We start from the raw sequence: 10,477 nt of genomic DNA, 5'->3' as shown, positions 1-10,477 counted from the left end.
CGCCGGTCTCCTCGCTGGAGACGGTGGCCGGCTATGTCGGGGCCGCCGCCACCAAGTCGCTGATCCTGGGCCTGCTGGTCCTGGCCACGGCCGGCTTCTTCGTGCCGCTGCGCATCGACCACCCCGCGTGGATGCTGCTGTTCCTGGTCCTCACCGCCGTCACCTTCAGCCTTGTCGGCTTCATCATCGGCATCTGGGCCAAGGGCATGGAACAGCTGCAGACGGTGCCGCTGCTCGTCATCACCCCGCTCACCTTTCTCGGCGGCACCTTCTATTCGCTGAGCGTCCTGCCGCCGTTCTGGCAGACCGTGTCCCTGTTCAATCCCGTCGTCTACCTCGTCAGCCTGTTCCGCTGGAGCTTCTATTCCATCGCCGACGTCGACGTCGCCCTCAGCCTCGCCATGACGCTGGGGTTCCTCGCTCTCTGCCTGGCGGTGGCCGCCTGGATGTTCCGCACGGGCTACCGGCTCAAGACCTGAGCGGGGTGGGGGCCGGCGGGTCCTCCGGTCTGGCGGAGCGCGGCGAATGCCCCTATATGGCAGGCATGACGCCCCCGGACATCGCCCCTTTCGACGCCGTCGTCTTCGACATGGACGGCACGCTGCTGGACACCGAAATGGTGTTCCGCGACATCGTCTACGAGGTCACCGCCACGCTCGGCTTCGAGATGACGGAACGCGTGCACCTGTCCATGGTCGGCGCCAGCCACGAGGCGAGCAGCCGCATTCTGGTCGAGGCTTACGGCGTGAGCTTCCCGCATGCCGTGTTCGACCAGCACTGCCGTGCCCGCATGAAGGAGCGCATGGCCTCGGCGGTGCCGGTCAAGGCCGGCGTCCACGAACTGCTGGCCGAACTGGGGGCCCGGCGCATCCCGGTGGCCGTCGCCACTTCGTCGCGCTCGCCGCATGCGCTGGCGCATCTGGGCGCGGCCGGCCTGCTCGAGCATTTCGCCACCGTGGTCACGCGCGAGGACGTCGCCAATCCCAAGCCGCACCCCGAGCCCTACCTGACGGCGGCGCGGCGGATCGGCATCGACCCCGGGCGCTGCCTTGCCGTCGAGGATTCGCACGCCGGCGTGCGGGCGGCGCACGCCGCCGGCATGCAGACGGTCATGGTGCCCGATCTGGTGCGCCCGTCCGACGAGATCGCCCGCCTGTGCGCGGCGGTGATGGACAGCCTGCATCACCTGCGCGCCGCCGCGTTCCGGCCCTAGCAGCCCGCCGCGCCTCCCCAGCCCCTCCCACGGCCTCGCCGGCGTCGCCGCCGGGTGATTCTGCGTGCCGCCCTGCCGCCGCGCGCAATATCTTGCCAACGTTGCAGCAAAACAACGGATGGCATTTGAATTAACTGTTGTGCCGCCGCTTAGTGCTTCGTTGCCGCAACAGGAACCTGAATGATTTCATGCGTTTCGCCGCGCGGCGGTAGCCGTTAACCTCACTTTAACAAGCTAACGCCCATGGTTAAGCAACTGTAAATTTCTGGTTCCCAGCCGGGGAAAGCTCGGCTAGGGTGCCGCTGGGTTCAACTGTTGAGCTGGCGCTGCCTGAACGGGGGCGGGGTCGGGGGAAGGTAGGCAGATTGACGGCATTGCCGTTTGCCAAAGCTAGGCGTGCGCTGGCGCACGCCGTGGCCGCCGGGGCTGCAGTCTTCGTGCTGTTCGTCACCATGGCGCCGAGCTCCGCCGACGATTTCGCCGCAGTCGTGCCCGCCCCGCTGTCGCACACCGTCGCCCTCAAGCGCGAGCAGTTCCACGCCGCCGCCCAGCCGGTGCTGACCAGCGCCCTGCTCGAGGCCTACGTGGCGCGCAAGCAGGCGCTGCAGTCGTTCGACGGCTTCGACGTCGCCGCCGCCCGCACCGAGCTCACCGAGGCGGTGCTGTCGAGCTACATCGAGAAGCGCCGCAACCGTGCCCTGGAAGCCATCGAGCGCGTCGACGTCACGGTGCAGCCGGCGCTCAACGCCGCGGTGCTCAGCGCCTATGCCGAGACGCAGTTCGTGCCGACGGTCAAGAAGGTGAAGCTGGCCGAGGGCGAAAAGCTCTGCCTCGCCCAGGCCATCTACCACGAGGCGCGCGGCGAATCGCGCGACGGCCAGCTGGCGGTCGCCAACGTCATCATCAACCGGGCCCTGAGCGACAAATATCCGTCCAGCATCTGCGGCGTGGTCTTCCAGAACGCCGACAAGGGCCGCTACAAGTGTCAGTTCACCTTCGCCTGTGACGGGCGGTCGGACTTCGGCAAGGAACGGACGGCCTGGAACCACTCGATGCAGCTGGCCGAGACCGCCTTCTACGAGTACCAGCAGGGCCGTCGCCCCGGGGTCCTGCCCAATTCCGTGCTGTTCTATCACACGACGGCCGTGGCCCCGAAATGGTCGTACGCCTTCCGGCGCGTCGCCGCCATCGGCTCCCACGTCTTCTACGCCCAGCACTGAGCCGCTCCGGTCCACGGTCCGCCCGGCGGCAGCCCCTCGCAACGGTCGCAACGTAACGGCGAGACGATTGCGGCCGCCGGGTGGTCCCGGCGGCCGCGCGTGGCCCAGGTCGGTGGCGTAGGCCTATTCGGCCGCTGCCGCCGTCTCCTTGCTGAACTTGGCGTAGTTCTTCTCGAACAGCCCCAGCAGCTTGTGCGCCGTCTCGTCGTAGGCCTTGGCATCGGCCCAGGTCCGGCGCGGCTCGAGCAGCGCCGAGTCGACGCCCGGCACGCCCACCGGGACGGCCAGCCCGAACAGCGGGTCGACCCGCGTCGGCGTCGTCAGCAGTTCGCCCGAAAGCGCGGCGTTGAGCAGGCGGCGGGTGGAGGCGATGTCGATGCGCTTGCCGACCCCGTACGGCCCGCCCGTCCAGCCCGTGTTGAGCAGGTAGACGGCGGCGCCGGAGGCGGCAAGCCGCTGCTTGAGCAGCTTGCCGTAGACGGTGGGATGCAGCGGCATGAACGGGGCGCCGAAGCAGGCCGAGAAGGTGGCCTGCGGCTCGGTCACGCCGCGCTCGGTGCCGGCCACCTTGGCGGTATAACCCGAGAGGAAATGGTAGACTGCCTGTTCCGTGGTCAGCCGTGCGATCGGCGGCAGCACGCCGAAGGCGTCGGCGGTGAGGAACACCACCGTCCTCGGGATGCCGCCGATGCTGCCGGGGGCGACCTGCGGCAGCGTCTCCAGTGCATAGGCGGCGCGCGTGTTCTCGGTCAGCGAGATGTCGTCGTAGAGCGGGTGCTTCTCGTCGTCCAGCAGCAGGTTCTCGAGCACCGTGCCGAAGCTGCGCGTCGCCGCGTGGATCTCGGGCTCGGCGGTGGAGCTGAGCTTGACCGTCTTGGCGTAGCAGCCGCCTTCGAGGTTGAACACGCCGTCGACGGTCCAGCCGTGCTCGTCGTCGCCGATCAGCGGCCGGTTGGGGTCGTTCGACAGCGTCGTTTTGCCGGTGCCCGAAAGCCCGAAGAACAGGGCGACGTCGCCCTCCGGCCCGATATTGGCCGAGCAGTGCATGGGCAGCACGTCCTGCAGCGGGGCGTGGAAGTTGAACAGCGAGAACACGCTCTTCTTGATCTCGCCGGCGTAGCCGGTGCCGGCGATGATGACGATGTTGCGCGACATGTCGAGCGCGATCACCGTCCCGGTCCGGGTGCCGTGCCGGTGCGGGCTGGCCTCGAAGTCGGGCAGGTGGATGATGGTCACGGGCGTGCCCGCTGCCTCGGTTTCCGGCCGGATCAGCAGGTTGCGGATAAACAGCGCGTGCCAGGCGGTCTGCGTGAAGACGGTAACGCGCATGGCGTGGCGCGGGTCGGCGCCGGCGACCAGGTCCTGCCCGAACAGCGGCTGGCCGGCCATGGCGGCGATGCAGTCGGCCAGCAGCCGGTCGAAATTCTCCCGGCTCATCGCCTGCGAATTGTCCCACCACACGCGGTCGCGGGTCAGGTCGTCCTCGACGATGAACTTGTCCTTGACGGACCGGCCGGTATAGACGCCGGTGGTCACGGCCAGCGCCCCGTGGGCGGTCAGTTCGCCCTCTGCCGCCTGCAGCGCCCGGGCCACGAGCGTCGGCGCGCGGTCGTTCCACGACACCGACGCAGCGGTGTCGGTGATGGTTTTTCTCAGCAATCGATGGTCAAATTCGGCCATGGTCCTTCGCTCCTGGCAGGGCGAGAAAGGCCCTTGCCCGCAAGTCATATGGAGCTAGACGGGCTGGCTTCCATCCCGCAAAGGGTCGTACGACGGAAGTCGGACAGCGGGCCGGGGGCCCCAGGGGACTGGTATATACGGCCCATGCGCCTTATTTATGCGCAATTGTGGCAGTCAAGTCCGCCGCATTTCGGCGGCCCCGCGCCGCCGCGCACAGGAAAGGGAACTGGATGCCCAAAATCGCCCTGGTGGACGATGACCGAAATATCCTCACCTCGGTCTCCCTGACCCTCGAGGCGGAAGGCTACTCGGTCTCCACCTATACCGACGGCGCCTCCGGCCTGGAAGGCCTCACCAACGATCGGCCCGACCTGGCCATCCTCGACATCAAGATGCCGCGCATGGACGGCATGGAATTGCTGCGCCGCCTGCGCCAGAAATCCGACGTCCCCGTGATCTTTCTGACCAGCAAGGACGAGGAGATCGACGAATTGTTCGGCCTCAAGATGGGTGCCGACGATTTCATCACCAAGCCGTTCAGCCAGCGGCTGCTGGTCGAGCGGGTGAAGTCCATCCTGCGCCGGGCCGCCCCGCGCGACCCGAGCCAGCCGGCCGGCGTCGCCGGCGAGCCCGGTCCGGGCAAGGCCCTTATCGAGCGCGGCGCCCTGGTGATGGACGAGGAACGCCACACCTGCACATGGAAGGGCCAGCGAGTGACGCTGACCGTCACCGAGTTCCTGATCCTGCAGGCGCTGGCCCTCAGGCCCGGCGTGGTCAAGAGCCGCAACGCGCTGATGGACGCCGCCTACGACGACCAGGTCTATGTCGACGACCGTACCATCGACAGCCACATCAAGCGGCTGCGCAAGAAGTTCAAGGCGGTCGACGACGAGTTCGAGATGATCGAGACGCTGTACGGCGTGGGGTACCGCTTCAAGGAGCAATAGCAGGCAGGTGGCCATCACCGGAAACGAGCTGACGGTGGACGAGAAGGCGTCGAGCCGGGCGCGTCCGCGCCCGTCGTGGCTGGCCAGGCTCGGCACCGGTGCGCTCGGGGCGCTGCGTCTTGTCTGGCGTGGCGTCCGCCGCGGGCTCGAGGTCGCGGTCTTTTCGAGCCTCGCCAAGCGCATCATCGTGCTCAACCTCGCCGGGTTGGCCGTCCTGGTGTTCGGCGTCCTGTTCCTCAACCAGTGGCGCACCGGCCTGATCGACGCGCGCGTGCAGAGTCTCAGGGTGCAGGGCGAGATCATCGCCGCCGCCATCGCCGCCTCGGCCACCGCCAGTTCCGACGTCATCACCATCAATCCCGACCGGCTGCTCGGCCTGCAGAGCGGCGAACCGCTGTCCTCGCTGAGCTTCTTCGACCCCAACCTCGAGTTCCCCATCAACCCCGAGCGCGTGGCGCCGCTGCTGCGCAACCTCGTCACCCCCACGCGCACGCGCGCCCGCATCTACGACAAGGATGGCCTGCTCATCCTCGACAGCGCCAACATCTACGCGCGCGGCGAGGTGCTGCGGCGCATCACCAGGCCACAGGACAATTCCGGCTTCTTCCTGTTCGACTGGTGGAAGACCCTGATGGCCTGGCTGCCGGGCGAGGATTTCCCGCAATACCAGGAATACGGCGCCGACGAGGGCAAGAAATACCCGGAAGTCGCCGCCGCGCTGGGCGGCGCGCCGACCGCCATCGTGCGCGTCAATTCCCAGCACCAGCTCGTGGTCTCGGTGGCGGTGCCGGTGCAGCGCGTGCGCGCCACCATCGGCGTGCTGCTGCTGTCCACGCAGCCGGGCGAGATCGACCAGATCGACACGGCCGAGCGTTGGGGGGTCCTGCGCATCGCGCTGGTCGCCGCCTCCGTCACCATCATCCTGTCGCTGCTCCTCGCCAGCACCATCGCCGGTCCGCTCCGCCGGCTCTCGGCCGCGGCCGAAGAGGTGCAGAGTTCGATGAACAGCCGCGCCGAAATTCCCGATTTCTCCGACCGCAGCGACGAAGTGGGGCACCTGAGCAAGGCGCTGCGCGCCATGACCTCGGCGCTCTACAATCGCATCGAGGCCATCGAGCGCTTCGCCGCCGACGTCGCGCACGAACTCAAGAATCCACTGACTTCGCTGCGCTCGGCGGTCGAGACGCTGCCGCGCACCACGCGCGCCGAGGATCGCGAGCGTCTCAATGCCATCATCCAGCACGACGTGCGCCGGCTCGACCGGCTGATCTCCGACATCTCCAATGCCAGCCGGCTCGACGCCGAACTGGCGCGCCAGCACGCCGAGCGCATCGACGTCGAAAAGCTGTGCGAGACCATGGTATCGATCCACAGGGACCTGGCCGCAGCCCGCAATGTCAGCGTCGTGCTCGAGCGGCGCGGCCGGCCGGCGCCCATCACCATGGGCCACGACAGCCGCCTCGCGCAGGTGTTCAACAACCTCATCGACAACGCCGTGTCATTCTCGCCCGAGGGTGGCACCGTGCGGGTCGCCATCGTCACCAGCGAGGACAAGATCACCGTGACCGTCAGCGACGAGGGGCCGGGGATCCGCGGCGACATCACCCGCATCTTCCAGCGCTTCTACACCGACCGCCCCGACGGCGAACATTTCGGCGACCATTCCGGCCTCGGCCTGTCCATCTCGCGCCAGATCGTCGAAGCGCACAAGGGCACGATCGCCGCCGAGAACCGCACCGACCGCTCCGGTGCCGTCTTCAAGGTGACGCTGCGGCGCGCGGCGGAGCCGCGTGCGCGCAAGTGAGCGAACCCCTCAACGTCCACGCCACCGGCCTCGTGCTGGGAGATGCCGGCCTGCTGCTGCGCGGGCCGTCCGGCTCCGGCAAGTCGCTGCTGGCGCTGGCCCTGCTCGATGAGTGGGACCTGCGCCGCCTGCCTGCCAGCCTCGTTGCCGACGATCGCGTCGATCTGTGCGTGCGCGGCGGTGCCATCGTCATGCGCCCGCCCCGCTCCATCGAGGGCCTGATCGAGCTCAGGGGACGCGGCCTCGTGCCGCGGCCGTTCGTGGCCGAGGCGCCGCTCCACCTCGTCGTCGACCTCGTCGAGACTTTGGTGCGCATGCCGGAGGAGAGCGAATTCGGCACCGAACTGCTGGGCCTGCACCTGGCCCGTTGCCCGGTGCCGAAGGACGGCGTTGCCGATCCGCGGCACCAGCTTGTGCTTGTCCGGGAGGCCCTTCGTCGGCTATCCCCCGGGAACCGCCCGGCCGGGCGAGAATTGACTTGAACGCCAATGCTCGCGGGGCAAGACTTGGCCGTCCTGCCATCCGGGGCTTGCCTTTTGGGGAATATCGATGATCGGCATGGTTCTGGTGACGCACGGCGCCCTCGCCGTGGAGTTCAAGGCAGCGCTCGAGCATGTCGTTGGCCCGCAGGACGTGGTGGAGACCGTCGCCATCGGCCCCGATGACGACATGGAGGAGCGGCGCAACGACATCCTGCGCTGCATCGATGCCGCCGACCAGGGTCAAGGCGTCGTGATCCTCACCGACATGTTCGGCGGCACGCCCTCCAACCTGGCCATCTCGGCCATGCAGAACCGCGACGTCGAGGTCATCTGCGGGGTCAACCTGCCAATGCTGGTCAAGCTCGCCCGCGTACGCGTCGACCTGCCCATCAAGCAGGCCATCAAGGAGGCGGCCGAGGCCGGCCGCAAGTACATCACCATCGCCAGCGAGGCGCTTGGCGCCTGACCTGAATGGTGCTTATTTAAGACATGAACTCGGCGGCCAATCCGGGACGCGCGCTGGCGCAACAGCTGACCATCGTCAACCGCAAGGGCCTGCACGCCCGGGCGTCGGCCCGCTTCGTGCGCACCGCCGAGTGTTTCGACGCCGAAATCCACGTCGTGCGCGACGGCACTTCGGTCGCCGGCAACTCGATCATGGGGCTCATGATGCTCGGCGCCGGCCCCGGCTCCACCATCCTCGTCCAGGCCACCGGCCGCCAGGCGCGCGAGGCGCTCGACGCCATCACCGCGCTGGTCAATTCCGGCTTCGACGAGGACAGCGAGGGCGCCGCCGCGCTCTGACCAGCAGGGCCGGACGCCTGCGTTCGCTGCCCTCTTTCCCGCGAAGGATATAAAGAGGTCTTTATATCCCGGTTGCCGGCGCGTCGCCCGTTGCGTATAAGGCGGCAAACCCGGATTTCGCGGAGACCGCTGCCATGGATGCCAGCAACACCGGCTATGCCGTCAAAGACATCGCCCTTGCCGATTTCGGCCGCAAGGAAATCGGCATGGCCGAGATCGAGATGCCCGGCCTGATGGCCATCCGCGAGGAATATGCGGGCAAGCAGCCGCTCGCCGGCGCCCGCATCGCCGGCTCGCTGCACATGACCATCCAGACCGCGGTGCTGATCGAAACGCTGGTGGCTTTGGGCGCGCAGGTGCGCTGGGCTTCGTGCAACATCTTCTCGACGCAGGACCACGCCGCCGCCGCCATTGCCGCCGCCGGCATCCCGGTCTTCGCCCACAAGGGCGAGACGCTCGAGGAGTACTGGGCCTTCACCGACCGCATCATCGACTGGGGCCATGGCGAGACCGCCAACATGATCCTCGATGACGGCGGCGACGCCACCATGCTGGTGCTGACCGGGGCGAAGGCGGAGAGCGACCCCGCCATCCTCGACAAGCCCGGCAACGAGGAAGAGGAGATCTTCTTTTCCACCATCCGCAATCGGCTGGCCCGCGACCCCGGCTTCTATTCGAAGGTGCGCGCCAATATCCGCGGTGTCTCCGAGGAGACGACCACCGGCGTCATGCGGCTCTACCAGCTGCAGGAGCGCGGCGAGTTGCCGTTCCCGGCGATCAACGTCAACGATTCCGTGACCAAGTCCAAGTTCGACAACAAATATGGCACGCGCGAGAGCCTCGTCGACGCCATCCGCCGCGGTACCGACGTGATGCTGGCCGGCAAGGTGGCGATCGTGTGCGGCTACGGCGACGTCGGCAAGGGCTCGGCGCAGTCGCTCAAGGGCGCCGGGGCCCGTGTGCTGGTCACCGAGGTCGACCCGATCTGCGCCCTGCAGGCGGCCATGGACGGGTTCGAGGTGGTGACGCTGGAGGACGCCGCGCACCGCGCCGACATCGTCGTCACCGCCACCGGCAACAAGGACGTGGTCACCGTCGACCACGTCCGCCAGATGAAGGACATGGCCATCGTCTGCAACATCGGCCACTTCGACAACGAGATCCAGGTGGCGGCGCTGCGCAACTTCAAGTGGACCAACGTCAAGCCGCAGGTCGACCTCATCGAACTGCCCTCGGGCAAGCGCATCGTGCTGCTCTCGGAGGGCCGGCTGGTCAACCTCGGCAATGCCACCGGGCACCCGAGCTTCGTGATGAGCGCCAGTTTCTCCAACCAGACGCTGGCGCAGATCGAATTGTGGACCAACGGCAAGCACCTCGAGAAGCGCGTGCACGTGCTCCCCAAGCATCTCGACGAAAAGGTCGCGTCGCTGCACCTGGCCAAGCTCGGCGCCACGCTGACGAGGCTCACCAGGGCCCAGGCCGACTATATCGGCGTGTCGCCCGAGGGCCCGTTCAAGGCCGAACAATACCGGTACTGAAGCGGGCGGCACCTCCGACAGCCATTTCGTGATCCGGGCCGCGATTTCGTCGCGTTCGCGTTAACCATTTGTTCACTGTTCGGACTCCGGTCAAGCGCCCAACCGCCTTCAAGCGCTATCCCCAGGCTCATTAAGACTCTTTTTCCAGATTCCCCGGGTCGGTATGGTGGAGTGATTCGGGGGGCGGGGGTCACGCCCACCCGGCCGCGGCAGAAGCTGCGGTGCGCCGTTGCGCGGCAAGTACGGGGTCGAAGCGGTCCGCCCGGCGGGCGCCCGCCGGCACGCGAGTTCAACAGAGGGGCAGGGCATGGGGCCGGACAGGATCCGGGTTCGCTGGGGATTCGGGGGCTGCGCGACGAGCGCCGCCACCCTTCTCGGCACCAGCCCCGCCCTGGCCCAGAACCTCACCTCCAACATGGTCGTGGGCGCCGTCCCCCTCACCATCGCGCTCGGCGCCGGGGCTTTCGCGCTGCTCGCCGTGACGCTCCTGCGCCGCGTGCTGGGGGACAGTAGGGCGGACGGCGTCCGCGCCACCGGCCAGATCGCGCATCTGCGGGCGCTGGTCGATGAATACGAGGCGCTGCTCGCCGGCACCCGCGAGATCACCGTCCTGTGGACGGACGGCGCGGAGGGCCCGAAAGTCCTGGGCATGGCCGCCGCCGTCCTGCCGCCCGGGCAGCGTCCCGAAGCGGTGCTGGATTTCCCGCTATGGCTCCCCGACGGCGAGGCGCAGCGCCTCGCCGCGGCGCTCGAGGCGCTGCGCGTCGAAGGCCGCGGTTTCGATCTCAG

General features: G+C 67.9%; 11 protein-coding genes. 10 read left to right on the top strand and 1 reads right to left on the bottom strand.

The genetic code is table 11. The annotated features are described in order from the left end of the window. The 3 genes from VGD93_RS05500 to VGD93_RS05490 form a co-directional block, all read left to right on the top strand. A partial coding sequence (locus VGD93_RS05500) for an ABC transporter permease (protein ID WP_395009991.1) occupies nucleotides 1-479 on the top strand: 479 nt, incomplete at its 5' end. 65 nt (nucleotides 480-544) lie between these two features. Beyond that, nucleotides 545-1,213, top strand: a complete 669-nt coding sequence (locus VGD93_RS05495) for an HAD family hydrolase (protein WP_395009989.1) — start codon at nucleotides 545-547, stop codon at nucleotides 1,211-1,213. Nucleotides 1,214-1,626: 413 nt separating this feature from the next. Continuing rightward, complete coding sequence (locus VGD93_RS05490) at nucleotides 1,627-2,433, top strand: cell wall hydrolase (protein WP_395009988.1); 807 nt, start codon at nucleotides 1,627-1,629, stop codon at nucleotides 2,431-2,433. A 123-nt stretch (nucleotides 2,434-2,556) separates the two neighbouring features. Here the strand turns inward: VGD93_RS05490 and pckA are convergent, their stop codons facing one another. Beyond that, nucleotides 2,557-4,113 (bottom strand): phosphoenolpyruvate carboxykinase (ATP), encoded by a 1,557-nt coding sequence (gene pckA / locus VGD93_RS05485; RefSeq protein ID WP_395009986.1) that lies wholly within the window; start codon nucleotides 4,111-4,113, stop codon nucleotides 2,557-2,559. Between the two features lie 230 nt (nucleotides 4,114-4,343). Here pckA and VGD93_RS05480 point away from each other — a divergent pair, with 230 nt between their 5' ends. The 7 genes from VGD93_RS05480 to VGD93_RS05450 form a co-directional block, all read left to right on the top strand. Beyond that, complete coding sequence (locus tag VGD93_RS05480) at nucleotides 4,344-5,060, top strand: response regulator (RefSeq protein WP_395009984.1); 717 nt, start codon at nucleotides 4,344-4,346, stop codon at nucleotides 5,058-5,060. A gap of 7 nt (nucleotides 5,061-5,067) precedes the next feature. Continuing rightward, nucleotides 5,068-6,864, top strand: a complete 1,797-nt coding sequence (locus VGD93_RS05475; protein ID WP_395009982.1) for a stimulus-sensing domain-containing protein — start codon at nucleotides 5,068-5,070, stop codon at nucleotides 6,862-6,864. After that, nucleotides 6,861-7,346 carry an HPr kinase/phosphorylase gene (locus VGD93_RS05470; protein ID WP_395009981.1) on the top strand — a complete coding sequence of 162 codons (486 nt, stop codon included), beginning with the start codon at nucleotides 6,861-6,863 and terminating at the stop codon, nucleotides 7,344-7,346. The genes VGD93_RS05475 and VGD93_RS05470 overlap by 4 nt, the downstream gene beginning before the upstream one ends. 67 nt (nucleotides 7,347-7,413) lie before the next feature. Then, nucleotides 7,414-7,812 carry a PTS sugar transporter subunit IIA gene (locus tag VGD93_RS05465; protein WP_395009979.1) on the top strand — a complete coding sequence of 133 codons (399 nt, stop codon included), beginning with the start codon at nucleotides 7,414-7,416 and terminating at the stop codon, nucleotides 7,810-7,812. A gap of 23 nt (nucleotides 7,813-7,835) precedes the next feature. Then, nucleotides 7,836-8,150: an HPr family phosphocarrier protein gene (locus VGD93_RS05460; protein ID WP_395009977.1), complete on the top strand. Its 315-nt coding sequence runs from the start codon at nucleotides 7,836-7,838 to the stop codon at nucleotides 8,148-8,150. 134 nt (nucleotides 8,151-8,284) lie between these two features. Further along, the gene (gene ahcY, locus VGD93_RS05455) at nucleotides 8,285-9,688 is read left to right on the top strand and encodes an adenosylhomocysteinase (RefSeq protein WP_395009975.1); all 1,404 of its coding nucleotides are present in this window, start codon (nucleotides 8,285-8,287) and stop codon (nucleotides 9,686-9,688) included. A 307-nt stretch (nucleotides 9,689-9,995) separates the two neighbouring features. Continuing rightward, on the top strand, nucleotides 9,996-10,477 hold a 482-nt coding region (locus VGD93_RS05450; protein ID WP_395009973.1), incomplete at its 3' end, for a hypothetical protein.

It is taken from the genome of Devosia sp. (assembly GCF_036406155.1).
In the GTDB taxonomy this organism is placed as follows: domain Bacteria; phylum Pseudomonadota; class Alphaproteobacteria; order Rhizobiales; family Devosiaceae; genus Devosia_A.
The sequence above is the reverse complement of the archived record's forward strand: the minus strand, read 5'-3'. Positions and strand labels throughout refer to the sequence as shown.